The 25,016-nt window shown below is 71.0% G+C and carries 20 protein-coding genes and 1 tRNA gene; 10 read left to right on the top strand and 11 right to left on the bottom strand.

The annotated features are described in order from the left end of the window. Positions 1-13: 13 nt before the first annotated feature. The 10 genes from ICC28_RS09090 to ICC28_RS09045 all read left to right on the top strand — a co-directional run bounded on the left by ICC28_RS09090 (position 14) and on the right by ICC28_RS09045 (position 7,858). On the top strand, positions 14-469 hold the full coding sequence (locus ICC28_RS09090; RefSeq protein ID WP_188287915.1) for a hypothetical protein: 456 nt from the start codon (positions 14-16) through the stop codon (positions 467-469). A gap of 19 nt (positions 470-488) precedes the next feature. Next, complete coding sequence (locus ICC28_RS09085; protein ID WP_188287914.1) at positions 489-659, top strand: hypothetical protein; 171 nt, start codon at positions 489-491, stop codon at positions 657-659. Between the two features lie 4 nt (positions 660-663). Further along, positions 664-1,113, top strand: a complete 450-nt coding sequence (gene ssb / locus ICC28_RS09080; protein ID WP_188287913.1) for a single-stranded DNA-binding protein — start codon at positions 664-666, stop codon at positions 1,111-1,113. 88 nt (positions 1,114-1,201) lie between these two features. After that, complete coding sequence (locus ICC28_RS09075; protein ID WP_188287912.1) at positions 1,202-2,632, top strand: DNA cytosine methyltransferase; 1,431 nt, start codon at positions 1,202-1,204, stop codon at positions 2,630-2,632. Continuing rightward, on the top strand, positions 2,629-3,447 hold the full coding sequence (locus tag ICC28_RS09070; RefSeq protein WP_188287911.1) for a phosphoadenosine phosphosulfate reductase: 819 nt from the start codon (positions 2,629-2,631) through the stop codon (positions 3,445-3,447). Before ICC28_RS09075 ends, ICC28_RS09070 begins: the two co-directional genes overlap by 4 nt. Positions 3,448-3,535: 88 nt before the next feature. Beyond that, positions 3,536-4,450 (top strand): bifunctional DNA primase/polymerase, encoded by a 915-nt coding sequence (locus ICC28_RS09065; RefSeq protein WP_188287910.1) that lies wholly within the window; start codon positions 3,536-3,538, stop codon positions 4,448-4,450. Further along, on the top strand, positions 4,447-4,785 hold the full coding sequence (locus ICC28_RS09060) for a hypothetical protein (RefSeq protein WP_223188551.1): 339 nt from the start codon (positions 4,447-4,449) through the stop codon (positions 4,783-4,785). Before ICC28_RS09065 ends, ICC28_RS09060 begins: the two co-directional genes overlap by 4 nt. Continuing rightward, a complete protein-coding gene (locus tag ICC28_RS09055; RefSeq protein ID WP_188287909.1) occupies positions 4,782-6,026 on the top strand; it encodes a DUF3631 domain-containing protein in 1,245 nt (414 codons plus the stop codon). The genes ICC28_RS09060 and ICC28_RS09055 overlap by 4 nt, the downstream gene beginning before the upstream one ends. A 136-nt stretch (positions 6,027-6,162) precedes the next feature. Beyond that, positions 6,163-6,366: a helix-turn-helix domain-containing protein gene (locus ICC28_RS09050; protein ID WP_188287908.1), complete on the top strand. Its 204-nt coding sequence runs from the start codon at positions 6,163-6,165 to the stop codon at positions 6,364-6,366. A 91-nt stretch (positions 6,367-6,457) separates the two neighbouring features. Beyond that, positions 6,458-7,858, top strand: a complete 1,401-nt coding sequence (locus ICC28_RS09045; RefSeq protein WP_188287907.1) for a tyrosine-type recombinase/integrase — start codon at positions 6,458-6,460, stop codon at positions 7,856-7,858. Positions 7,859-7,903: 45 nt separating this feature from the next. Here ICC28_RS09045 and ICC28_RS09040 read toward each other — a convergent pair. The 11 genes from ICC28_RS09040 to bldG all read right to left on the bottom strand — a co-directional run bounded on the left by ICC28_RS09040 (position 7,904) and on the right by bldG (position 24,965). Continuing rightward, positions 7,904-7,977 (bottom strand) — tRNA-Thr (locus ICC28_RS09040). Between the two features lie 107 nt (positions 7,978-8,084). Beyond that, positions 8,085-9,674, bottom strand: coding sequence for an alpha/beta hydrolase (locus ICC28_RS09035; RefSeq protein WP_188287906.1), 1,590 nt, complete (start codon positions 9,672-9,674; stop codon positions 8,085-8,087). Between the two features lie 189 nt (positions 9,675-9,863). Beyond that, entirely contained in the window at positions 9,864-11,069 is a 1,206-nt protein-coding gene (locus tag ICC28_RS09030) for a DNA polymerase III subunit delta' (protein WP_188287905.1), read from the bottom strand. A gap of 300 nt (positions 11,070-11,369) precedes the next feature. Then, positions 11,370-14,696 (bottom strand): dTMP kinase, encoded by a 3,327-nt coding sequence (gene tmk / locus ICC28_RS09025; RefSeq protein ID WP_188287904.1) that lies wholly within the window; start codon positions 14,694-14,696, stop codon positions 11,370-11,372. A 146-nt stretch (positions 14,697-14,842) separates the two neighbouring features. Further along, positions 14,843-17,692 (bottom strand): type I DNA topoisomerase, encoded by a 2,850-nt coding sequence (gene topA, locus ICC28_RS09020; RefSeq protein ID WP_188287903.1) that lies wholly within the window; start codon positions 17,690-17,692, stop codon positions 14,843-14,845. Positions 17,693-17,939: 247 nt separating this feature from the next. Then, complete coding sequence (locus ICC28_RS09015) at positions 17,940-18,137, bottom strand: hypothetical protein (RefSeq protein ID WP_188287902.1); 198 nt, start codon at positions 18,135-18,137, stop codon at positions 17,940-17,942. A 702-nt stretch (positions 18,138-18,839) separates the two neighbouring features. Further along, entirely contained in the window at positions 18,840-20,366 is a 1,527-nt protein-coding gene (locus tag ICC28_RS09010; RefSeq protein ID WP_188287901.1) for a methyltransferase, read from the bottom strand. 138 nt (positions 20,367-20,504) lie between these two features. Continuing rightward, positions 20,505-21,098, bottom strand: coding sequence for a small secreted protein (locus tag ICC28_RS09005; RefSeq protein WP_188287900.1), 594 nt, complete (start codon positions 21,096-21,098; stop codon positions 20,505-20,507). Between the two features lie 193 nt (positions 21,099-21,291). Beyond that, the gene (locus ICC28_RS09000; protein ID WP_188287899.1) at positions 21,292-23,697 is read right to left on the bottom strand and encodes a sodium-translocating pyrophosphatase; all 2,406 of its coding nucleotides are present in this window, start codon (positions 23,695-23,697) and stop codon (positions 21,292-21,294) included. A 376-nt stretch (positions 23,698-24,073) separates the two neighbouring features. Next, positions 24,074-24,505, bottom strand: coding sequence for an ATP-binding protein (locus tag ICC28_RS08995; protein ID WP_188287898.1), 432 nt, complete (start codon positions 24,503-24,505; stop codon positions 24,074-24,076). Positions 24,506-24,623: 118 nt separating this feature from the next. Next, positions 24,624-24,965, bottom strand: coding sequence for an anti-sigma factor antagonist BldG (gene bldG / locus ICC28_RS08990; protein ID WP_005475923.1), 342 nt, complete (start codon positions 24,963-24,965; stop codon positions 24,624-24,626). Positions 24,966-25,016: the final 51 nt, after the last annotated feature.

Here is a 25,016-nt window from a genome sequence, read left to right as displayed (position 1 = left end):
GGAGGAACGTTCCATGACCCGCCCCGACCCGCCCACGACCATCGAAGTCCACCACCCGCAACCGCTCACCATGCACCCGCCCGCCGCGGCGCCGTTGGTGCCGGTGCAGCCGGGCCCGCCGCCGGCCGTGCAGTCCATCGTGCTGCCCGACGGCCAGGTCGTCACCGGCTACACCCTCACCCCCGCACCCGCCCCGGCACCGATCGAGACGCGCCCGGCCGTCTCCCGCACGGCGGTGAACATCGCCCTCGGAGGCGTCGGATTCGCCGCGGTGTGCGGCGGTCTGGTCCTGCTCACCTCGTTCATCGTCGCGCTGACCGCGTTCGTCACCCAGCTCATCATCCTGGCCGCGGTCATCTTCGGCGGCTGGATCGCCGTGCAGCTCTTCGGCGCCACCAGCCACCGCGACAGCGGGACCACCGTCAACATCCGCAAGGCCGTCATCAAGCGCAACCACTTCCACGGCTGAACACCCCGCAAGGAGCTTCGTGTTCGAGATCCGCGTCATCTGCGAGCCGGACGACGCCGACCGCATCGGCCAGATGCTGGCCGCCGCGTTCGACACCGGCCCGGCCCGCCAGTACCCCACCCGCGACGGCAAGCGCACCCGCCTGTACTTCACCGCCTACCACCGGCCCGTCACACCCGAAAGCGAGTGATCCCATGTCGTTCGGAGAGACCCCGATCACCATCATCGGCAACCTGACCGCAGACCCGGAGCTGAAGTTCACCGCCTCCGGCCAGGCCCTGGCCAAGTTCACCGTCGCCTCCACCCCGCGCACCTTCGACCGCGAGGCCAACCAGTGGAAGGACGGCACGTCCACCTTCTTCCGCTGCGCCGCCTGGCGCGCGCTGGCCGAACACGTCGCCGACTCGCTGGGCAAGGGCTCGCGGGTGGTGCTCGCGGGGCGGATCCGGCAGCACGACTGGCAGACCCCGGAGGGCGAGAACCGCTCCATGCTCGCCGTCGAGGTCGACGAGATCGGCGCCTCGCTGCGGTTCACCACCGTCACGATCAACGCCAAGCGGCCCGCGCAGTCCGCACCGGCCGGTGACAGCCCGTGGAACACCACGGACAAGACAGCGGAGCCGGGCCACGAGCCGCCGTTCTAGATGCGCCCGGGGCGGTCGCTCTCTCGCCAAGGAACCGCGACCGCCCCGGCCTTCTCGTCACTTCCAACACCAAATTGGAGCCAAAGCTGTGCTGACGCTGACCGATCTGTTCTGCGGCGCCGGGGGTTCGTCCACCGGTGCTGTCGCGGTGCCCGGTGTGATGGTGGCGATGGCCGCCAACCACGCCCGGCACGCCGTCGACACCCACCAGGCCAACCACCCCGACGCCGACCACGACTGCGCCGACCTGTCCCAGGTGGAGCCGCGCCGCTACCCGGCTACGGACATCCTGTGGGCGTCCCCGGAGTGCACCAACCACTCCATCGCCAAGGGGCGGCGACGTGGTCACGGCGAGTACGCCGACGGCCTGTTCGCCACGTCGGGCGTGGATGAGGCCGCGATCCGCTCCCGCGCGACCATGCACGACGTGCCGCGCTTCGCCGAGGTCCACCGTTACCGGGCGATCGTGGTGGAGAACGTCGTGGACGCCTACTGGTGGGGCCCGAAAGAAGCGCCGGGCGCGGTGTTCGACGCGTGGCTGCGGACCCTGCACGCCTGGGGGTACGAGCACCGCATTGTGTGGATGAACTCCATGCACGCCGCCGCCTACGGGCGACCGGCCCCGCAGTCGCGGGACCGCATGTACGTGGTGCTGTGGCGCCGTGGTGAACGCGCCCCCGACTTCGACAAGTGGACCCGCCCCACTGCCGTCTGTCCCATCCACGGACGCGTGCGGGCCATGCAGGGATGGAAGTCCACGAAGATGTGCAGCCCCACCCGGCCGTGGGGCCGCTACGGCACGCGGGCCCAGTACGTGTGGCGCTGCCCGCGGGTGGAGTGCCGCAACCAGGTAGTCGAGCCGGCCGTCCGCTCGGCAGCCGAGGTCATCGACTGGCGCCTGCCCGCGGCCACCATCGGGGAGCGCAAGCAGCCTCTCGCCGACGACACCCTGCGCCGTATCCGGGCCGGGTTCACCGCGTTCAGCGAACCGCTGGCGGTACCGGTGGAGGGCCGCGACGGCAAGAAGGCCGCCCCCGCCTCCGCCCCCCTGCGCACCGTCACCACCCGCAATGAGACCGGACTCGCGCTGCCCCCGTACATGGTCGAACTCCGCGGCGGGGGGTCCTCGCACCGGGCCATCACCGCACCCCTGGCGACAGTGACCGCGGGCGGCAATCACCACGGCATCGTCACCGCCCCCGACCTGGTCGTGCCCTACTACGGCAACGGCACCGCCCGCCCGGCGGCCCGGCCACTGCCGACCGTGACCACGGTGGAGCGGCACGGCGCCCTGTACGGCGGCACCGTGACGTCGGTGGAGGAATGCCGCTTCCGGATGCTGGAGCCGCACGAGTACGCCGCGGCCATGGCCTTCCCCGACGACTACCGGCTGCTCGCCAACGACAAACGCACCCGCGTCCTCATGCTCGGCAACGCGGTCACCCCGCCCGCCGCCCGCGACCTGATCGCCATGGTGGCTGAGGCCATCACCGGCGAGACGCTGGAGGTGGCGGCGTGACCACGACCGAGCCGGTCAAGGCGTTCAGCTTCGGCGGCGGAGTGCAGTCGACAACCGCCCTGGCTCTGGCCGCGCGCGGGGAGCTGAACTACCGGACGTTCATCTTCGCCAACGTCGGTGACGACTCCGAGAAGCCCGCCACCCTGCGTTACGTCGAGCAGTACGCGCGCCCCTTCGCCGAAGCCCACGGGCTGGAGCTGGTCACCGTCGGCCGGGTACGCCGCGACGGGAGCAGCGAGACCCTGTACGGGCGCATCACCCGGGACGGCTCGCGGTCGCTGCCGATCCCGGTGCGACTGTCCCCGTCCGGGGCGCCGGGCACCCGGGCCTGCACCGGCGACTTCAAAATCAAGGTGATCGGCAAGGAGCTGAAGCGGCGCGGCGCGTCCCGGGACAACCCGGCCACGGTCGGCATTGGGATCAGCGTGGACGAGATCGGCCGCGCCAATGCCCGGCGCTGCGAGCCGCACGAGCGGATCGAATACCCGCTGCTCGATCTCGGTATCCGGCGGGCGGACTGCCCGCGCATCCTCCGCAGTGTGGGGCTTCCGGTGCCGCCGAAGTCGGCGTGCTGGTTCTGCCCGTTCCACCGGCCGGAGAACTGGCACGACATGCGCCGCGACGAGCCGGAGCTGTTCGCCAAGGCGTGCGACCTCGAAGCCCTGCTCAACCGGCGCCGGGACACGCTCGGCAAGGACCACGTGTATCTGACCAGCCTGCTTCGGCCGCTGGCCGAGGCAATCCCGGATGGGGTCGACACGCTGCCCTTCGACGACACCGACACCGGCTGTGACTCCGGCTGGTGCATGACCTGAATACGCCCGGGGCGGTCGCTCTCTCGCCAAAGAACCGCGACCGCCCCGGCCTTCCAGTCACTTCCAACAGAAACTGGAGACCTCCAGCATGCCCCACCACCCGAACACCGCGCTGCTGTCTGCGGCGCTCGCCGCCGCGGCCCGCGGCTGGCACGTCTTCCCCCTGCGCCCTGGCAGCAAGCAACCCGCCCTGCACGGCGCCGACCGGTGCCGCACCACCGGCGACTGCGCCAGCGGGCACCTGAAGTGGGAACAGCGCGCCAGCACCGACCCGCGGCGCATCGCACTGTGCTGGGAGGCCCACCCGGCCAACATCGCGATCGCGACCGGCCCGTCCGGCCTGGTCGTCGTCGACCTGGACGTACCCAAGGAGAAGAGCGGGAAGGGCAGTTCGGACACGCCTAGCGGCGTGAGCTCCTTCCTGGCGCTCTGCGAGCGCGCCGGACAGCCCTGGCCCACGACCTACACGGTGCGGACGCCCAGCGGCGGCATGCACCTGTACTTCACCGCCCCACCCGGCACCCGGCTGACCAACACCGCGGGCACGCTCGCCCCGCTGGTCGACACCCGCGCGTGGGGCGGTTACATCGTCGCCGCGGGCAGCACCCTCCCCGAAGGCGACTACGAGATCACCACCGTGGCCCGGGTCGCGAAACCGCCCGCCTGGCTGTTGAGCCTGCTTCAGCCGCCCGCTACCACCCCGACGACGCTCGCACCGCTCATCGTCCCCGGTCAGGCCACCCGCCGCGCCACGGTCGCCCTGGAACGCGAGACCGCGGCCGTCGCGGCGACGCAAGAGGGCGGCCGGAACACCCGGCTGCTGGCCGGCGCCCGCGCCCTGGGACGGTTCATCGCCTGGGGCGAGATCCCCCGGACCGTGGTCGAGGAGGCTTTTCAGGAGGCGGGAGAGGCGGCCGGACTGCCCGCCAGCGAGTGCCGGACCACCATCCAAAGCGCCCTGGACTGGTCCATCCGCACCGCCCGCCCGCAGGGGGCCGCATGAGCCCCCGCCCTGAAAAGCCTCACCTGCCCGCCCTGGAGGGCTCGCGCCTGATGGCCGGCTGCCTGGACGAGGGTCATGGCACGAAGAACGACGGCCGTCAGGCCGTCCTTTCAGCCCTTCCCCCCAACGGTCCCGACACGGTCGTCATCACCGGTATCGGGCCCGGCTTGCAAATCCAGTTCACCCACCCGCCCGTCGCGGACTGGCTGTGCTCCTGCGGCCACCACGAACGCGCCCGCGGCAAGGCGGCCGTCATCGAACTGACCACCTGCGTCCGCGTCGGCCAGTGCCCCCATCGCACCACCCCCACACACGAAAGGAGGAACGCCGCATGACCAGCACCAACACGCCTGAGCCGCCCATCGACGGCGCCGTGCTGCTCGATGAGGTCGAAGCGTTCCACCGCCGCTTCAACGTCTTCCCCCGGGAAGCCGCCTACGTCGCCGTCACCCTGTGGGACGCGCACACCCACCTGATCGACTGCTTCGACACCACCCCCCGCATCGCCTTCCTGTCCCCGGAGCCGGGATCTGGCAAGTCCCGCGCGCTGGAGATCGTGGAAACCCTCACACCCAAGGCGATGACCACCGTCAACGCCTCCCCCAACGCCCTGTTCCGGCTGGTCGAAGCCACCGAAGGGCGCCCCACCCTGCTCTTCGACGAGATCGACACCGTGTTCGGCCCGAAAGCCGGGGACAACGAACCCGTGCGCGGGTTCCTCAACTCCGGCTACCGCCGCAGCGGCAAGGCCCTGCGCTGCGTCGGTGAGAGCCAGACCCCGCAGTTCTTCTCCGCGTTCTGCGCCGTGGCCATGGCCGGACTCGGCTCCCTGCCGGACACGATCCTGACCCGCTCGGTCATCATCCGCATGCGCAAGCGCGCCCCGAACGAGAAGGTGGAGGGCTACCGCGAGCGGATCCACGAGAAGCAGGGACACGCCCTGCGCGACCGACTCGCCAAGTGGGCCGACACTGTCCGCAAGCAGATCTCCGAAGCCTGGCCGGAGCTGCCGGAGGGCGTCACCGACCGGTCCGCGGACGTGTGGGAACCCCTGCTCTCCATCGCCGACGCGGCCGGCGGGCAGTGGCCCGAACGGGCCCGCGCCGCCTGCGTCGAACTCATCCGCGCAGCCCACGGCCAGGACAAGGCATCCTTGGGCATCCAGCTGTTGACCGACCTGCGCGACAAGGTGTTCTGCGGAGCCGAGCGCATGCCCACTGCTGCGATCCTCGAAGTCCTCCACGAAGTCGACGACGCCCCGTGGGCCGACATGGACGGCAACGGCAAGCTCCTCAACGCCCGAATGCTGTCGAAAATGCTCGGCGAGTACGTCACCGCGAACAACGAGCCGATCCGACCCCGGTCCATCCGCACCGCCCGGGGCGTTCCCAAGGGCTACTACGCCGAAGATCTCGCGGACGCGTGGCTACGCTACTGCCCCCCACCCCCCGAGAAATCCGCTACATCCGCTACATCCGCTACGCCGCAGGTCAACGGGGGTGAATCCGTAGCGGAAGAGCTTCCCGGCATCCGCTACATCACCCCCCAAGCCGCTACCGCCGACCGCACCGCGTAGCGCCACCAATCCGCTACATCCCAACCATCCGCTACACGAAACAGGCCCCTGACCTGCGCTGTAGCGGACGTAGCGGATGTAGCGGATCTGAGAAAGGGATAGAGCCAAGACAGCCCCGACCGAGGAGATCACTCGGATGAGCACAGCTACCGCTCCGCCTGTCGACCGGCTGCTCTACACGCCGGAAGAGGCCGCCGAAGCGCTCGCCATCGGCCGTTCGACCCTCTACGAGCTGATGGCAGACGGAGTCCTGACCTACATCAAGTTGGGCCGCTCCCGCCGAATCCGGCGGACGGACCTTGAAACCTACGTGGCCGGTCTCGCCCCGCTGCCCAACTGACCCGCGCACAGCCAGGGCGCCCCCGGACACATGTCCGGGGGCGCCTTTCGCATGGAGGAGAACATTGAGCCCCCGCCCCAAAAAACCGAACATGGAGTCGTCCATCTACCTGGGCAAAGACGGTTGGTGGCACGGCCGCGTCACCATGGGCGTCAAGGACGACGGCAGCCCCGATCGACGCCACCGTAGGGCCCGGACGGAAACCGAAGTGAAGCGCAAGGTCCGCGAGTTGGAGGACCTGCGGGACAAGGAGCGCGCTCCCAAGGCGGGGCGCAAGCCGACCGTAGAGCAGTGGATGACCACGTACCTCACGGACATCGCGTCCCTGAAGCTCAAGCCGCGCTCCCTGGATGACTACTGGTCCAAGACCAGGAACGACATCATCCCCGGCATCGGGAAGCACCGGCTCGACAAGCTTCAGCCGGAGCATCTGGAACGGATGTACCGCGTCATGCTCGATGAGGGCCACGCGCCCTCCCACGTGCTGAAGGTGCACCGCATCCTGTCCCGCGCCCTGAAAATCGCCCACCGCCGGCGCCTCATCGTCGAGAACGTGGCCACCCTCGTGGACCCGCCCACAGTCGACGAGACCGAAGCGAACCCGTTCACGACCGAAGAGGCCAAGGCGTTCCTGGAAGCCGCCGCCAAGCGCCCCACCTTCATGCGGTGGTGCGTTGGTGTCGGCATGGGCTTCCGTCAGGGCGAGACCTTGGGTCTGCGGTGGCCGTACGTCGACTTCGACAACGAGCTGTTCCGTCCCGAGTGGCAGCTTCAACGCCTCACGTGGCGGCACGGCTGCAAGGACCCGCACGAGTGCGGCGCCAAGTTCCACCGGTTCGACCCGTGCCCGCCGGACTGCGCGACGCACAAGGGATACAAGCGCGGGTGCCCGAAGCCGTGCCCGAAGGACTGCGTGAAGCACGCCCGTGCGTGCCCCGACCGCAAGAACGGCGGTCTCGTCTTCACCCGCCCCAAGACCAAGAAGAGCCGGAACGCCGTGCCCATCCCGCCGCCGTTCATCCCCTACCTGCGCGAGCACAAGGCGCAGCAGGAGGCAGCGCGCGACGCGGCCGGGGACGCCTGGCAGGAACACCATGTGGTCTTCACCCGCCCGGACGGCAGTCCGCTCGATCCCCGTCAGGACTGGGAGGAGTTCAAGGAGCTGTTGGCGGAAGCCGGGATCGACGACCGCCGCCTGTACGACGGAAGCCGCCACACCGCTGGCACGATCCTGAACGAACTCGGGGTCGACATGCCCACGATCATGGAGATCCTTCGGCACACCCAGATCAGCCAGACCCGCAGGTACGTCCAGGGTCGATCGCACCTGTCGAAGGACGCTATGCGACGCATGGGCGACACCTTCATGCCACGCCAGCAAGCCACCCCGGAGGGCGGGCCGGGACCCCGTCTTGAACCGTCAATTGAGACCAGAAATGAGACCACGGACAGCCGAGCGGCAAGATCCAAGCGCCGCCGCCGCATCCGCTGAACGAGAAAGCCCAGCTCAGACATTGTCTGAGCTGGGCTTGGAAAGAGCCGCCTTCGGGATTCGAACCCGAGACCTACGCATTACGAGTGCGTTGCTCTGGCCATCTGAGCTAAGGCGGCGTGCTGTCCGCACTATGGTGCGATCAGCAACGTCGGTAAGTCTACACAGTTTCCGGGGGTGCTCCGTACCGGCCCCGGAGGGGGGTCGCCGGGGCCGGGGGCGGGGGCTAGGAGCAGCGCTTCTTGTCGGGCGGTGGGGTGCCGTTCAGGAGGTAGGTGTTGATGGTGCGGTCGATGCAGGCGCTACCGCGGCCGTAGGCGGTGTGGCCGTCGCCCTCGTAGGTGAGGAGGCGGGCGGAGGAGAGCTGGGCGGCCAGGGAGCGGGCCCAGCGGTACGGGGTCGCCGGGTCGCGGGTGGTGCCGACCACGACGATCGGGGCCGCGCCCTTCGCCTCGATGCGGTGCGGCTCGCCCGTGGCGGCCACCGGCCAGTACGCGCAGTTCAGGGAGGCCCAGGCGAGGCCCTCGCCGAAGACGGGGGATGCCTTCTCGAAGGCGGACAGCGCGTCCTCCACCTGGTCGGGGCCGGTGAAGGCGGCCGGGAGGTCCAGGCAGTTCACGGCCGCGTTGGCGAACATCAGGTTGGAGTAGCGGCCGTCGGCGTCCCGCTCGTAGTAGCTGTCGGCGAGGACCAGCAGGCCCGCCCCGTCGCTGTCCTCCATCGCCGAGGTCAGCGCCTCGCGCAACTGCGCCCACGCCCCCTCGTCGTACATCGCCGCGATCACGCCGATGGTGGCCAGGGACTCGCCGAGCCTGCGGCCGTCCACGCCGCCGGTGGGGATCGGGCGCCTGTCGAGCCGGTCGAAGAACGCCTTGAGGTTCGGGCCGATCTTGTCGGCCTTGCTGCCCAGCGGGCAGTCCTGCTGCTGGACGCAGTCCCGTGCGAACGCCCGGAACGCCGTCTCGAAGCCCGCCGTCTGGTCGAGGTTCAACCGGCGGGCCGACAGCGACGGGTCCATCGCGCCGTCCAGGACCAGCCGGCCGACCCGCTTCGGGAAGAGCCCCGCGTACGTCGCCCCGAGGAACGTCCCGTACGACGCCCCCACGTAGTTCAGCCGCTCGTCCCCCAGTACCGCCCGCAGGATGTCCATGTCCCGGGCCGCCTCCACGGTGGACACATGGCGCAGCAGCTTCGGAGAGTCCTCCCCGCAGCCTTCCGCGAACTTCTTGTACGCCTCCACCAGCGCCGTCGTCTCCGACGCCTCGTCGGGCGTGATGTCCGTCTGCGTGTACGTGTCCATGTCCGGGCCGTCGAGACACTCGACGGGCTCACTGCGGGCGACGCCGCGCGGGTCGACCGCGACCATGTCGTAGCGGGCGCGGACGCCGGCCGGGTAGCCGATCCCTGCGTACGCCTGGAGGTAGCCGACCGCCGAACCGCCCGGCCCTCCCGGGTTGACCAGGAGCGACCCCAGCCGGGAGCCCGGGCCCGTGGCCTTCTTGCGGGAGACCGCGAGCCGTACGTCGCCCCTGTCCGGTGCGGCGTAGTCGAGCGGCGCCTTCAGGGTGGCGCACTCGAAGCCGGGGACGCCGCAGCTGCGCCACCGCAGCTTCTGCCCGTAGTACGGCGCGAGCGCGTCCGGTGTGGACTGCGGCAGGGCGGCCAGTGCGGCGGCCGCCGGGCTGGCCGAGCTCGTCGACCCGCCAGAGGTGCAGGCGGTGGCGACCAGCGCGGCGAGGGCGAGGACAACTCCTGCGGTGCGGGCCCCGTGCGGGCGGGGGCGGGGGCGGGGTGGTGAGGGGCGCCTGATGTGCATCTCGCGAGCGTAACTCTGTGCAGCCGACCGGATGCCTTGCGTGCATGCTCCGGCTCGTACGGATTACCTGGTCAACCTGTCGTTGATCGGCAGTGCCGGCCATCGCCATCGGACGTGCGGCATCCTCGGCGCGTCGGCCCGCTCCGGGTGCCGTCGTCGTCAGCCCGCAGGAGGCCCGACCCGCCGTGGTCAGCCCGCTCTGAGTGCCATCGTCATCGCCTCCACCGCGAGCAGCGGAGCCACGTTGCGGTCGAGGGCCTCGCGGCAGGCGGCGATCGCCTCGATGCGGCGCAGGGTGGACTCCGGGGAGCTGCCCCGGGCGAGGCGCTGCAGGCTGTCCTCGGCATCGGCGTTGGCGATGGCCACGCGCGAGCCGAGCTGGAGGGCGAGGACGTCGCGGTAGAAGGCCGTGAGGTCGGTCAGGGCGAGGTCCAGACTGTCGCGCTGCGTACGCGTGCGGCGCCGCTTCTGCTTGTCCTCCAGGTCCTTCATCACGCCCGCCGTACCCCGCGGCATCCGACCGCCCTGGGTCGCGCCGAGCGCCGCCTTCAGCTCCTCGGTCTCCTTGCCGTCCGTCTCCTCGGCGAGTTGCTTGGCGTCATCCGCGGCGGCGTCGACGAGTTCCTGGGCGGCTCTCAGACAGCCGCCGACGTCCTCGACCCGCAGCGGCAGCTTCAGCACCGCGGCGCGGCGCGCCCGGGCCGCCGGATCCGTGGCCAGGCGGCGTGCCCGGTCGACGTGGCCCTGCGTGGCGCGCGCGGCGGCGGCCGCCACGTCGGGCTCGATGCCCTCGCGGCGTACGAGCATGTCGGCGATGGCGTCGACGGAGGGTGTGCGCAGGTTCAGGTGCCGGCAACGGGAGCGGATGGTGGGCAGGACGTCCTCGATGGAGGGAGCGCACAACAGCCACACCGTGCGCGGGGCCGGTTCCTCCACGGCCTTGAGGACGGCGTTGGCCGACTTCTCGTTCAGCCGCTCGGCGTCCTCGACGAGGATGATCTGCCAGCGGCCGTTCGCGGGCGAGGTGAACGACTTGCGGACGGTGTCCCGCATGTCTTCGGCGAGGATCTGCGTACCGACGGCGGCGACGGTGGTGACGTCGGCGTGGGTGCCGATCAGTGCCGTATGGCATCCGTCGCAGAAGCCGCAGCCGGGGGCTCCGCCGAGCGCGCGGTCGGGGCTGACGCACTGCAGCGCGGCGGCGAACGCCCGCGCCGCCTGAGTGTGCCCCGCGCCGGGCGGTCCCGTGAACAGCCAGGCATGCGTCATCTTCGACGCCTCCGGCGGCGGCGCGTCCGCGGCGGCCGCGGTGACCAGGGCATCGGCGTCCCGGGCAGCGGCGGCAAGCTGTTCGCTCACCTTCTCCTGCCCCACCAGGTCATCCCACACGGTCATGGCTCACGCCGCCCTTTCCGTCCACGTCTCGCGGTGTGCCGTCCATTGTGGCGGCCGGGACTGACAACCGGGTCCGGGGCGGTAGGGGCCGGGGTGCCAACGGCACGATCACACGATCACGCCGCCTCCGGCCCCGGCCGCAGCTCCCGGCTCAGCACCGTTCCGGCCCTCGGCCACGGCTCAGCGCCGCCCACACCGTTCCGGCCCTCGGTCACAGCTCAGCGCCGTCCATCCACACCGTCTCCGGCCCCGGTCACGGCTCAGCGCTGCCCACACCACCTCCGGGGCCCCAACTGCAGCTCAGCGCCGCCCGCGCCCCCGGCCCCGATCATCGCCGTACTCGTCGTCGTGCGGCCCGAGCAGTTCGTCCGCCAGGGTCGGCAGGTCGTCCAGCGGCGTCTCCTCGGCCCAGTCGGACCGGGCGCGCCGCCGCGGCGCCCCGGACCCGCCGGCCTGCGGGTCGACCTGCGGCATCTCCCGGGTACGGTCCTCGGTCTCGTCGGACCGCGTGCCCTGCTCGGGACGCTCGTCGCGGAAGAATCCGGGCGGAACCCGGTCCTCGGAGCCCTCGCCCCGCACCGGAGGCAGCACCGCGGTCTCGTCCGCGGCCCCCGGAGCCACCTGCGGCAGCACCGTCGTCTCATCGTCCGCAGGCCCACCCGGCTTCACCGGCGGAAGTACGGCCGTCTCGTCCGCAGCCCCACCCGGCTTCACCGGCGGCAACACAGCCGTCTCGTCCGCAGCCCCTTCCGGTGCAGGCGGCTGCGGCAGTTCAGCCGTCACCTCGGCGTCGGAAGCGCCGGACGACTTACCGGAGGACTTGCCGGACGACTTACCGGAGTCGGAGGGCGCAGACGGCTCGGCGCTCGTCCTGCCGGGGACGGCCCGCGGCAGGACCGCCGTCTCCTCCACCGGACCGCCGGAGGCGTTGGTCGGGGTGACGACCGGCGTCGGTACGGTCGCCGCATGCGGTGGGGCGGTCGGAGCCGCGGGGGGCGTGGGCTTGGGGCCGACTTCCGCGGCGGCCGCGGCGGCCTCGGCGAGGCGTCGCGCCTCCTCCGCGCGCAGGAGGGCCTCCTCGGCCTTGCGCTGCTTCTCCAGGCGCTTTGCCTCGGCCTCGGCACGCAGCCGTGCCTCCTCCTCGGCCTGCCTGCGGCGGCGCTCCTCCTCGGCCTTGCGCCGGGCCTCTTCCTCGGCGCGCGCCTTCTCCTCGGCGAGCAGCCGCTGCCGTTCCTCCTCCGCGCGGCGAGCCGCTTCCTCGGCGCGCCGCCGCGCCTCCTCCGCCTGCCGCTCGGCCTCGCGGCGCTGCGCCTCCTCCAGCTCGCGGCGCTTGCGCTCCTCCTCCTCGGCACGCAGCCGGGCGAGCTGCTCCTGGCGCTCGCGCTCCAGCCGCTCCTCCTCGGCCTTGCGGGCGGCCTCTTCCTCGGCCTTCCTGCGGGCCTCCTCCTCGGCCCTGCGCCGGGCCTCCTCCTGCTCCCGGATCTCCTGCTCGGAGAGCGGCAGGGTCTGGTCGAGCCGGTGCCGGATGACGGTGGTGACGGCCTCGGGCTCCTGTCCCGCGTCGACCACGAGGTAGCGCCCGGGGTCGGCGGCGGCCAGCGTCAGGAATCCGGACCGCACGCGCGCGTGGAACTCGGCCGGTTCCGACTCCAGCCGGTCCGGTGCCTCGGTGAAGCGTTCGCGCGCGGTCTCCGGGTCGACGTCCAGGAGCACGGTCAGGTGCGGCACCAGGCCGTGGGTGGCCCAGCGGTTGATCCGGGCGACCTCGGTCGGCGACAGGTCGCGGCCCGCGCCCTGGTAGGCCACCGACGAGTCGATGTACCGGTCGGAGATGACGACCGCGCCGCGCTCCAGGGCGGGCCGTACGACCGTGTCGACGTGCTCCGCGCGGTCCGCGGCGTACAGCAGCGCCTCCGCGCGGTGGGACAGGCCGGCGCTGGAGACGTCCAGCAGGATCGACCGCAGCCGCTTGCCCACGGGGGTGGCCCCCGGCTCTCGCGTGACGACGACCTCGTGGCCCTTGCCCCGGATCCACTCGGCGAGCGCCTCGGCCTGGGTGGACTTCCCGGCGCCGTCGCCGCCCTCCAGGGCGATGAAGAAGCCGGTCGCGGTGGGCGCCTGCTCGGGGTCGTCGCCGCCGAGCAGGGCGTCGCGCAGGTCGTGCCGCAGCGGTACGCCCGAGCGGTCGTCGGCCTTGGCCAGCACCAGCGCCGCCACCGGCAGCAGCAGCGCGCCGACCAGCATCAGCGTGAACGCGGCGCCGCCGTGCGCGAACACGAACCGGCCGCTTTCCAGCCGGTGCGGCCCGATCGCCGCGGCCACCACGGGCGCGACGACGACGCCGAGCGCCACGAAGACCCGGACCACCGCGTGCAGGTGCTCGGTCGTGCGCGGGCGCCGGAAGTCCTCGGTCTCCTGGTCGAGCAGTGCGTGCCCGGTGTTGGCGGCCACGCCCGCGCCGACGCCCGCCAGGGCCTCGATCAGCAGGACGGTGGTGACGTCCGGGACGAGCCCGGCGGCCAGCAGGGCGATGCCGGTGAAGGCGATGGCCAGCGCCAGCAGGCGCCGCCGCGACAGCGACACCAGCATCCTGGGTGCCGTACGGATGCCGACCACGACTCCGCCGGTCAGCGCGAGGACCAGGAGCCCGTAGAGCACCGGGCCGCCGCCCAGGTCGGTGGCGTGCAGCACGGAGACGGCCACGGCGGCCGAGATCGCGCCCGCGACGGCCGCGCAGGCGGGCACCAGCAGCGGGATCGCGCCGGTACGGCCCTTGTCGACGCCGGTGCCCGTCTTGGGCCGGCGCAGCCCCTCCAGCGGGGAACGTGCGCGCGGGGTGCGTGTGTCGGGCAGTTCCAGGAACGTCACCACGGACAGCGACGCGGCGAACAGACCGGCCGCGACGTACGACGCGAGGGCCGCCCGGTGCTGGTCGAACCAGTCGATGCCGGTGCCCAGCACGTTGTTGAGCAGGGCCGCGGTGACCAGCGTGGCGGCCGCGAGCGGGACGGCCACGAAGCTCGTACGCAGCGACAGGCGCCGCAGCGCGTCCATGTGGTCCGGCAGCGGGCGCACCGTGGCCCCCTCCGGGGGCGGGGCGGGCAGCAGCGCGGGGGCCGCGCTCTCCCGGCACACGGTCCAGAACCGCTCGGCGACACCGGTCACGAAGACGGTCACCAGGAGGACGGCGAGGGCGTCGTCGGGCGTCCAGTCGATCCACAGCGGCGCGATGATCAGCAGGGCGGCCCGCAGGCCGTCCGCGCCGACCATGGTCCAGCGGCGGTCGAGCGGGCCCTCGTGGGAGGTCAGCGAGGTGAGCGGGCCCAGCAGGACCGCGCCGAAGAGCAGCGTCGCAAGGATGCGCACGCCGAAGACGGTCGCCACTGCGAACGCCACACCCCGGTGCCCGCCTCCGAAGGAGCCCGCGGCGATGGCCGCCTGGACGGAGAGGAGGACCAGCACCAGAAGGGCGAGGACATCGCCGACTCCGCCCACGAGCTGTGCGCTCCACAAGCGCCTGAGCTGCGGTCGGCGCAGCAGGGCGCGGACGGCGCGCTCGCGGGAGTCCGCGACCAGGGCGTCGTCAGGGGTTGAATGGTGGGCCGTCGGCTGCTCGGCACGCGTCATGCTTTCAGCCTATCGGGACGCACCGACAGCCCGCGGCGGCCGTCCGAACGTACGCCCGCCCCGACACCAAAGAGTGATGCCGGGGCGTTCGCTTCGCGAAGTCCGCGCCGAGGAGTTCGCGAAGTCCGCCGCGAGGAGAGGGGCCCTCAGCCCTCGGCGGCGGGCTTCGACGCCGTCGTCTTCGCGGCCGACGTCTTCGCGGCCGTCGTCTTCTTCGCCGCGGTCTTCTTCGTCGTGGTCGTCTTCTTCGCCGCGGTCTTCTTGGCGGCCGTCGCCTTCTTGGCCGGGGCCTTCTTCGCGGCGGCCTTCTTGGTCGTGGCCTTCTTCGCCGTCTTCTTGGCGGGCCCCTTGGCGCGCTTCTCGGCGAGCAGCTCGAAACCGCGCTCCGGGGTGATCGTCTCGACGCTGTCGCCGGAGCGCAGGGTCGCGTTGGTCTCCCCGTCGGTGACGTACGGGCCGAAACGGCCGTCCTTCACCACGACCGGCTTCTCACTGACCGGGTCGGTGCCCAGCTCCTTCAGCGGCGGCTTGGCGGCGGCCCGGCCACGCTGCTTGGGCTGGGCGTAGATCGCCAGCGCCTCTTCGAGGGTGATCGTGAAGAGCTGCTCCTCGGACTGGAGCGAGCGCGAGTCCGTGCCCTTCTTCAGGTACGGCCCGTAGCGGCCGTTCTGCGCGGTGATCTCCACGCCTTCCGCGTCGGTGCCCACGACCCGCGGCAGCGACATCAGCTTCAGCGCGTCGTCGAGCGTCACCGTGTCCAGCGACATCGACTTGAACAGCGAGGCCGTACGCGGCTTGACGGCGTTCTTGCCGGTCTTCGGGGTGCCCTCGGGGAGCACCTCGGTGACGTACGGGCCGTAGCGGCCGTCCTTGGCGACGATCTGGTGGCCGGTGGCCGGGTCGGTGCCCAGCTCGAAGTCGCCGCTCGGCTTGGCCAGCAGCTCCTCGGCCAGCTCCACGGAGAGCTCGTCCGGCGCGAGGTCCTCGGGGATGTCCGCGCGCTGGTGGTTCTCGGCGTCCTTCTCGCCCCGCTCGATGTACGGGCCGTAGCGGCCGACCCGCAGCACGATGTCGTTGCCCACGGGGAACGACGACACCTCGCGCGCGTCGATCGCGCCCAGGTCGGTCACCAGCTCCTTGAGGCCGCCGAGGTGGTCCCCGTCGCCGTTGCCGGCGTCCGCCGCGCCGCCTTCTCCCGCGCCCTCACCGAAGTAGAAGCGCTTGAGCCACGGCACGGACTGCGCCTCGCCGCGGGCGATGCGGTCGAGGTCGTCCTCCATCTTGGCGGTGAAGTCGTAGTCGACGAGCCGCCCGAAGTGCTTCTCCAGGAGGTTGACCACGGCGAAGGACAGGAAGGACGGCACGAGGGCCGTGCCCTTCTTGAAGACGTAGCCGCGGTCGAGGATCGTGCCGATGATCGACGCGTACGTCGACGGGCGGCCGATCTCGCGCTCTTCGAGCTCCTTGACCAGGGAGGCCTCGGTGTAGCGGGCCGGGGGCTTGGTGGCGTGCCCGTCGACCGTGATCTCCTCGGCGGAGAGCCGGTCGCCCTCGCTGACCTGCGGCAGGCGGCGCTCGCGGTCGTCCAGCTCGGCGTTCGGGTCGTCGGCGCCCTCGACGTAGGCCTTCAGGAAGCCGTGGAAGGTGATCGTCTTGCCGGAGGCGCTGAACTCGACGTCCCGGCCGTCGGCGGCGGTGCCGCCGATCTTCACGGTGACGCTGTTGCCGGTGGCGTCCTTCATCTGGGAGGCGACGGTCCGCTTCCAGATCAGTTCGTAGAGCTTGAACTGGTCGCCGGTCAGGCCGGTCTCGGCGGGCGTGCGGAAACGATCACCCGACGGGCGGATGGCCTCGTGCGCCTCCTGGGCGTTCTTGACCTTCCCGGCGTACGTCCGCGGGGCGGACGGCAGGTAGTCGGCGCCGTACAGCTGGGTGACCTGGGCGCGGGCGGCGGCGACGGCCGTGTCCGACAGGGTCGTGGAGTCCGTACGCATGTAGGTGATGAAGCCGTTCTCGTACAGCTTCTGGGCCACCTGCATGGTCGCCTTCGCGCCGAAGCCGAGCTTCCGCGACGCCTCCTGCTGGAGCGTCGTCGTCCGGAAGGGGGCGTACGGCGAGCGGCGGTACGGCTTGGACTCGACCGAGCGGACCGAGAACTGCGTCTGCTCCAGGGCGGCGGCCAGGGTGCGGGCGTTGGCCTCGTCGAGGTGGAGGGTGTTCGCGCTCTTGAGTTGTCCCAGGGAGTCGAAGTCGCGGCCCTGCGCGATCCGCCTGCCGTCGACGGTCTGGAGGCGGGCGACCAGCGACGACGGGTCCGAGGGGTCCCCCGCGCGGCCGGTCGCGAAGGTGCCCGTCAGGTCCCAGTACTCAGCAGAACGAAACGCGATGCGCTCGCGTTCCCGCTCGACGACGAGTCGTGTGGCGACGGACTGGACCCGGCCGGCCGACAGGCGCGGCATGACCTTCTTCCACAGGACCGGCGAGACCTCGTAGCCGTAGAGGCGGTCGAGGATGCGGCGGGTCTCCTGGGCGTCGACCAGCTTCTGGTTGAGCTGGCGCGGGTTGGCCACGGCGGCCTGGATCGCGGCCTTGGTGATCTCGTGGAAGACCATCCGCTTGACCGGGACCTTGGGCTTGAGCACTTCCTGGAGGTGCCACGCGATGGCCTCGCCCTCGCGGTCCTCATCGGTGGCGAGGTAGAGCTCGTCGGACTCCTTCAGCAGGTCCTTGAGCTTCTTGACCTGGGCCTTCTTGTCGGCGTTGACGACATAGATCGGCTCGAAGTCGTGTTCGACGTCCACGCCGAGGCGGCGGACCTCGCCGGTGTACTTCTCGGGCACCTCCGCGGCGCCGTTGGGGAGGTCGCGGATGTGCCCGACGCTCGCCTCGACAACGTATCCGGGGCCGAGGTAGCCCTTGATCGTCTTCGCCTTGGCAGGCGACTCGACGATCACGAGTCGGCGGCCGCCCTTCGCGGTCTCGCTGGTCGGGGACAACTTCGCTCTTCTCTCCGGTCGACGCTGGGTGGCCTCCCCAGGCCTTGCTCCCGGGGTCGGGTCATGGTGACGCTGCGGAGTGTGACGGTACATCCCGCCCCCGTGTCAAACGGGAAAAGCCCGCAACGGCCACTCGAACGGTAACCCGACTACCGCCGTTCCTGCCGCCCGGAGTACCGACCGGCCATTTCGAGCCTTTCCGGAGGACCGCCTCCCAGTTGCCGGAGGCGCAGCTCGGGCGCGGTTCTCACAGGCGGGTGAAGCACCATGCGCCGAGGACGAGCGCGATCACCGCGGCGAGGCTCGCCAGGGTCAGCGATGCGACGGGGTTCACACCGTGGACGACCGGTTGGCGGTGCCGCACGCGGGTCACCGTCCACGCCAGCAGTCCGGCTCCGAACAGGGCGAACACCAGTCCCGCGAAGATCGCCGGTCCACTCTCCATGGCCCCCTTGCCCCTTTTCTCCCGTCCGCGTGTGTCCAGCCCGGGGAGACTGACACGCACGGGCGGCGGACAGGCGAACCCGAGGTGAACGCGGAACCGACGCGGCTGTGGGCCCGTCGGCCTCCTCGCCCGCGCTCGGCCCCGGCCGGGCTCGGGCCGCGCCGCGCGCGGGTGCCTTTCCGGCCGTCTTTGCGCCGCAGCTCCGGCCGACGGGGCACACGACCTCGGCGAATGTCCCGTCCCGGTCCCCGGCGTCGGCCGGCCCGCCGTGGAACGGTGTGTTCTCACCCGGCGCCCAAGTCGACTCGAATGTGTCGCCCGGCAGATTCCCGCCCTCGTCGCGGAAACGGCCCACCTCCCACGGAAACTCGCCTCTCGCGGCATGGCGCCCCGTACAGGACATGCCGTACCGCTGTTGGCCGCGGTGCAGCCCTCCGGGTCGGTACGACGGCGTAGCCGCCCGCGTCCGGCAGGGCGTCGACGTGGTCGGTGACGGTGCCGACCACCACGACCTCGCCGTACGGACACACCACCCGGGTCGGCGACGACTGGCCCGCGAGGCGCTCGCCGACGGCGGCCCCGTCGTCTCAACGGACAGCGGCCCCGTCGTATCGGCGGACGACAGTCCCACGCCCCCGAGGACGGCGGCCCCACGCCCCCGAGGAGGCCGGACGCGCCTCCCCCGTGGCGCGCCGCCGAGGCTCACGCCGGGTCCAGGAACCCCTGCTCCACCAGCAGCCGGATCTGTGCGGGCGTGCGGTCGCGCAGCAACACCGGATCCTCGCCCACCAGTTGGGCGATCGCGTCCAGGATGCGGCCCGCGCTCAGCGAGCCGTCGCAGACGCCCGCGAAGCCCGCGCCGACCGTGTCCACCTTGGTGGCGCGGCGCATGCCGCGGTTCTGCCGCAGCACCACGTGCTCCGGGTCCTCGGCGCCGGGCAGGCCGACCTGCTCCTGGACGACCTCGGCGGTGAGCCTGAAGTGCCCCGCCAGCAGCGCCGCGTCGTCGTGCGCGCGCAGGTAGTCGAGGCGGTCGAAGTGAGCCCGGACCGTGTCGCCGAGCGGCTGTTCGACCGGGTGCGGCCACTCCTCCACGGTGACCGACGGCACGGCGGCCCCCGTCCTGCGCAGGGTGATCCAACCGAAGCCCACGGCCTTCACCTTGCGCGCCTCGAACTCGTCCAGCCATGCGTCGTAGCGCGCCTGGTACTCGGCGGGGTCGCCGCGGTGGTCACCGGCGTCCCGCAGCCACAGCTCGGCGTACTGCGTGATGTCCTGCACCTCGCGCTGCACGATCCAGGCGTCGCAGCCGCGCGGCACCCAGGACCGCAGCCGGTCCTGCCAGTCCTCCCCCTCCACGTGCTGCCAGTTGGCAAGGAACTGCGCGAACCCGCCCTCGTTCAGACGGTCGCCCGCCCCTTGAACGAGCGAGCGGCACAGATCGTCCCCGCTCATCCCGCCGTCGCGGTACGTCAGTCGCGCGCCGGGCGAGATGACGAAGGGCGGGTTCGACACGATCAGGTCGTACGTTTCTCCGTTGCGCAGCGGCTCGAACAGCGAGCCCTCCCGCAGGTCCGCGGCCGGAGCGCCGGACAGCGCCAGCGTCAGCGCGGTGACGTGCAGCGCGCGCGGGTTGAGATCGGTCGCCGTCACGCGCGTGGCGTGCTGGGCGGCGTGCAGCGCCTGGATCCCGGAGCCGGTGCCGAGGTCGAGGGCTGAGGCGACCGGCGTACGGACGGTGATGCCGGCGAGGGTCGTGGAGGCCCCGCCGACACCGAGTACGACGCCCTCGTCCTTGCTGCCGATCCCTCCGGCGCCGCCCACCGCGCATCCGAGGTCGGACACGATGAACCAGTCCTCGCCGGCGGGCCCGCCGTACGGCCGTACGTCCACCGTCGCGGCCACCTCGTCGGCGCCCGCGCGGACCAGCCACCCGCTCTCCAGGCACTCCTGCACGGGCAGCACGTCCGCCACGCGCGCGTGCGGCACGGGCTGCTGCAACAGGAACAGCCGTACGAGGGTCTCCAGCGGCGTGTCTCCGCGTGTCGCCCGCAGGGCGGGGACGATCTCGCTGCGGGCGAGCGCCGCGTACGCGGGGGCGCCGAGCAGTTCGAGGAGACCGTCGGCGGTGAAGGACGCCCCGAGCAGGGCGTCCCGCAGCCGTGCGGTGACGTCGGACCGGCCGGAGGAAGGGGCCGCGGGCAGGGCGGGCAGGCTGGAGGTACTCACGCCACCATTGTGACCCGCACTACGGGCTCACCGCGGCACAACAAGGAGGCCGTCCGCCACTCCGGCTCGGCTCGCGGCCGCGGACTGCGCAGGGGACGCCGACTACGAAGCAGCCCTCGGCTGCGAAGCGACCGCCGACTACGAAGCAGCCGCCGACTGCGAAGCGGACTCCGACGCCGACTTGCAGGTGGACTGCTTGGCCATCGCCACGCCGACCTCGCCCTCCTCCAGTTCCTTGAGGGCGTCGTTGCCGCTCTGGCTGAGCTTGTTCAGTTCGGCCGCGACGTCCTTCAGACCGTCGGCGAACTTCGCCTGGTCCTTGGTGTCGAGCTCGTCGACCTGCTTCTTCAGGGAGGCGTAGGACGCGGAGATGCCGTTGAGCTCCTTGACGGCGTTCTTCTGCTTCTTCTCGCCGTTCTCCACGTTCGGTGCCCCGGCCTTGTCCACGGCGGCCCCGATCGCCTTGTAGGCATCCGACATGTCCTGGAAGGCCTTGGAGTCGGTCTTCTGCACTTCCTCCGGAGTGCTGTTGTCCGAGGTCTCCTTCTGGATCGCGGCGTTGGCGGTCTCGATCTTCTTCGCCTGCGGCTGCACCGCGTCGCAGACCTCCTTGGCCCACGCGTCCAGCTTCTCGTTGTCGTCGCCGCCGCATCCCGACAGCGCCAGTACCAGTACCGCACCGCCGGACAGTGCGGCCGCGAGCTTCTTGTTCACCGGATTGGTCCCTTCCATGGCTCTCGGCCCCGGAACATACACGCCGGATGGCCTACGCCCGCATGTGGGAGGTCCACCAAGAAGCCTTTTGTAACCATTTGCACCAAGCGAGAGAAGGCTCACGTGAGGGCGTGAACGCACAGGGGCGGGCGGACGACGCGTCAATACGCGCCGTCCGCCCGCCCCTTGGACGGAACCTCGTCGCCGGGTCCTACGAAACCACCGCCGGATCGGGCGACTTGGCGGCCCGATCGGCATCGCCCTCGTCGCCCATGGCGATTCCGCGCCGCTTGGAGAGGTAGACCGCACCGGCGATGACCAGGAACGCGAGCACCGAGATCACGATCCGTACGGCGATGTTCTTGTCGTCGCCGTACGAGAAATCGATCACCGCGGGTGCGATCAGCAGCGCCACCAGGTTCATCACCTTCAGCAGCGGGTTGATCGCGGGACCGGCGGTGTCCTTGAACGGGTCGCCGACCGTGTCGCCGATCACCGTGGCGGCGTGGGCCTCACTGCCCTTGCCGCCGTGGTGGCCGTCCTCGACGAGCTTCTTGGCGTTGTCCCAGGCGCCACCGGAGTTGGCGAGGAACACCGCCATCAGCGTGCCCGCGCCGATCGCGCCCGCCAGGAAGGCGCCGAGCGCGCCGACCCCGAGGGTGAACCCGATGAAGATGGGCGCCATCACGGCGAGCAGGCCGGGGGTCGCCAGTTCCCGCAGAGCGTCCCTCGTACAGATGTCGACGACCTTGCCGTACTCCGGCTTCTCGGTGTAGTCCATGATCCCGGGCCGCTCGCGGAACTGCCGTCGCACCTCGTAGACCACCGAACCCGCCGACCGCGAGACGGCGTTGATGGCGAGTCCGGAGAAGAGGAAGACGACCGCCGCGCCCGCGATGAGACCGACCAGGTTGTTGGGCTGCGAGATGTCCATCATCAGGCTCAGTGGCGCGTCGTCGCCCGAGAGTTTCTCGCCCACGTCCCGCGCGCCGGTGGTGATGGCGTCCCGGTACGAGCCGAAGAGCGCCGCCGCCGCGAGTACGGCGGTGGCGATGGCGATGCCCTTGGTGATGGCCTTGGTGGTGTTGCCGACGGCGTCCAGGTTGGTGAGCACCTGGGCGCCCGCGCCCTCGACGTCGCCGGACATCTCGGCGATCCCCTGGGCGTTGTCGGAGACCGGCCCGAAGGTGTCCATCGCGACGATCACACCGACCGTGGTGAGCAGGCCGGTGCCCGCCAGCGCCACCGCGAACAGCGCCAGCATGATCGACGTACCGCCGAGCAGGAACGCCCCGTACACGCCGAGGCCGATCAACAGGGCGGTGTAGACGGCCGATTCCAGACCGACGGAGATACCGGCGAGGACGACGGTGGCGGGGCCGGTCAGCGAGCTCTTGCCGATGTCCTTGACCGGCCGGCGGTTGGTCTCGGTGAAGTAGCCGGTCAGCTGCTGGATCACGGCGGCGAGCAGGATGCCGATCGCCACGGCGACGAGCGCGAGGATCCGCGGGTCGCCGCCCTTGGCCAGGATCTCCCCGTCGGTGACGCCGTCGAGGTCGGCGTACGAGGACGGCAGGTAGGCGAAGACCGCGACGGCGACCAGGGCGAGCGAGATCACCGCGGAGATGAAGAAGCCGCGGTTGATCGCCGTCATGCCACTGCGGTCGCTGCGGCGCGGGGCCACGGCGAAGATGCCGATCATGGCCGTGAGCACGCCGATCGCGGGCACCAGCAGCGGGAAGGCGAGCCCCGCGTCGCCGAAGGCCGCCTTGCCGAGGATCAGCGCGGCGACCAGGGTGACGGCGTAGGACTCGAAGAGGTCGGCCGCCATGCCCGCGCAGTCGCCGACGTTGTCGCCCACGTTGTCGGCGATGGTCGCGGCATTGCGCGGGTCGTCCTCCGGAATGCCCTGCTCGACCTTGCCGACCAGGTCGGCGCCGACGTCGGCGGCCTTGGTGAAGATGCCGCCGCCGACACGCATGAACATGGCGATGAGGGCGGCTCCGAGGCCGAATCCCTCCAGCACCTTCGGCGCGTCGGCCGCGTACACCAGCACCACACAGGAGGCGCCCAGCAGACCGAGCCCCACCGTGAACATGCCGACGACACCGCCCGTACGGAAAGCGATCTTCATGGCTTTGTGCGAGACGGCGGTGAGATCCTTTTCCGGCTCACCCTCCGCCGGGGTCGCTTCCCTGGCCGCGGCGGCAACGCGCACATTGCTGCGTACGGCGAGCCACATGCCGATATAACCGGTGGCCGCCGAGAACGCGGCGCCGATCAAGAAGAACACCGATCGGCCGGCGCGCTGATTCCAGTCGTCCGCGGGCAGCAGCATGAGCAGGAAGAACACGACAACGGCGAAAACACCGAGCGTGCGCAACTGCCGGGCCAGATAGGCGTTCGCGCCTTCCTGGACCGCCGCCGCGATCTTCTTCATGCTGTCGGTGCCCTCGCCCGCCGCGAGCACCTGGCGCACGAGAATTCCGGCGACCACCAGCGCGGCCAGGGCCACGGCCCCGATGACCATCACCATGACGCGGTTGCCGTCGGTCAGAACTGCGGCTGCGAGGGTTGTGGGGTGGTCCAACTGATGAGGGGTAGAAAGCCCCGCCATTCGTCCTCCTTGACGCTTGGGCTGAGCTCAAGATGTGGACGGATTGTAGGTACCGGAACCTGATCAAAACAGTGCGCGGTTAACGGAATTGGTCGTCACATGCCCTCCGGCAAATGATCGACCTCCGATCGCGGAACCCGAAAGCGGTAATGCCCCAGATGCATTGACGCGAAACAGGCGCCGTCAGGAACGTGATCGAATTATCGCGCGATTGATCGTGAAGGAATTCACGAATTGCTTCGGACGAGTCCACTGTAGGCACAGAAACCGTGCACCGACATGCCGAAGGGCCCTACCGGAGTAGGGCCCTTCGGGTACGGATACGCAGCGCCCCGGGGGGCGGGCAAGCTCGGCCACCGGGCTCGGGCCACCGAAGTCAGGGAAGCTCGGCCACCGGGGGCGTGGTGGGCCAGGTCATGCGGATCAGCCCGCCGTGCTCCCCGGCGGTGACCTCGACGTCGTCGACGAGGCCGCTGATGACCGCGAGGCCCATCTCGTCCTCCTCGGACTCCGCGTCCTCGCCCGCGGCGCCCGGTGCCCGGTCGCCCGGGGCGGAGCGCGGCGCCTCGTCGCCGACCTCGATGGAGAACTGCTTCTCCTCCTCGATCAGCACCACCTTCACCGGTGCCGTGACGCCACCGAGCTGATGCAGTCCGACGGCCCGGGTGCAGGCCTCACCGACGGCGAGGCGCACCTCGTCGAGGACGGCCTCGTCCACTCCGGCCCTGCGCGCCACCGCTGCCGCCACCAAGCGGGCGGTCCTGACGTGCTCGGGCAGCGCGCTGAAGCGGAGTTCAACGGTGGCCATGCATCCCCCTCGGAACTACGGGCGTGCTGTCCGGAGGGCCGGGCCGCCGAAATCCCGGTCCTCCTTCTGGAACGTCTTCCGCCCCGGGCACGGGCTCCGACCGGCCCGGGGCCGGTGGTCAGTCGGTGGCTGCCACCGCTTCGTCGACCGAGGTGTGGATCGGGAACACCTTGGTCAGACCGGTGATGCGGAAGATCTTGAGAATGCGCTCCTGGTTGCAGACCAGGCGCAGCGAGCCCTCATGGGCACGCACCCGCTTCAGGCCGCCGACCAGTACGCCGAGCCCGGTGGAGTCGAGGAAGTCCACGCCCTCCATGTCAACGACGAGGTGGAAACTCCCGTCGTTCACCAGCTCGACCAGCTGCTCGCGCAGCTTGGGCGCGGTATATACGTCGATTTCGCCACCGACCTCGACGACCGTACGATCGCCGACGGTACGGGTCGACAGGGACAGGTCCACGGATCCTCCAGCACCTTGCTATCGAGCGGTCGTCCCTCGGGACACCTCGGC

The sequence above is a fragment of the Streptomyces sp. TRM68416 genome, assembly GCF_014596915.1.
Classification (GTDB): domain Bacteria; phylum Actinomycetota; class Actinomycetes; order Streptomycetales; family Streptomycetaceae; genus Streptomyces.
The sequence above is the reverse complement of the archived record's forward strand: the minus strand, read 5'-3'. Positions and strand labels throughout refer to the sequence as shown.

Bases quoted from the DNA above. Each gene is read 5' to 3' on its own strand.
- ICC28_RS09050 (WP_188287908.1), top strand. From the start codon at position 6,163: ATGAGCACAGCTACCGCTCCGCCTGTCGACCGGCTGCTCTACACGCCG.
- ICC28_RS09055 (WP_188287909.1), top strand. From the start codon at position 4,782: ATGACCAGCACCAACACGCCTGAGCCGCCCATCGACGGCGCCGTGCTG.
- ICC28_RS09030 (WP_188287905.1), bottom strand. From the start codon at position 11,069: ATGACCGTGTGGGATGACCTGGTGGGGCAGGAGAAGGTGAGCGAACAG.
- ICC28_RS09060 (WP_223188551.1), top strand. From the start codon at position 4,447: ATGAGCCCCCGCCCTGAAAAGCCTCACCTGCCCGCCCTGGAGGGCTCG.
- ssb (WP_188287913.1), top strand. From the start codon at position 664: ATGTCGTTCGGAGAGACCCCGATCACCATCATCGGCAACCTGACCGCA.
- ICC28_RS09065 (WP_188287910.1), top strand. From the start codon at position 3,536: ATGCCCCACCACCCGAACACCGCGCTGCTGTCTGCGGCGCTCGCCGCC.
- ICC28_RS09045 (WP_188287907.1), top strand. From the start codon at position 6,458: ATGGAGTCGTCCATCTACCTGGGCAAAGACGGTTGGTGGCACGGCCGC.
- ICC28_RS09035 (WP_188287906.1), bottom strand. From the start codon at position 9,674: ATGCACATCAGGCGCCCCTCACCACCCCGCCCCCGCCCCCGCCCGCAC.
- tmk (WP_188287904.1), bottom strand. From the start codon at position 14,696: ATGACGCGTGCCGAGCAGCCGACGGCCCACCATTCAACCCCTGACGAC.
- ICC28_RS09000 (WP_188287899.1), bottom strand. From the start codon at position 23,697: ATGGCGGGGCTTTCTACCCCTCATCAGTTGGACCACCCCACAACCCTC.
- ICC28_RS09005 (WP_188287900.1), bottom strand. From the start codon at position 21,098: ATGGAAGGGACCAATCCGGTGAACAAGAAGCTCGCGGCCGCACTGTCC.
- ICC28_RS08995 (WP_188287898.1), bottom strand. From the start codon at position 24,505: ATGGCCACCGTTGAACTCCGCTTCAGCGCGCTGCCCGAGCACGTCAGG.
- ICC28_RS09090 (WP_188287915.1), top strand. From the start codon at position 14: ATGACCCGCCCCGACCCGCCCACGACCATCGAAGTCCACCACCCGCAA.
- ICC28_RS09015 (WP_188287902.1), bottom strand. From the start codon at position 18,137: ATGGAGAGTGGACCGGCGATCTTCGCGGGACTGGTGTTCGCCCTGTTC.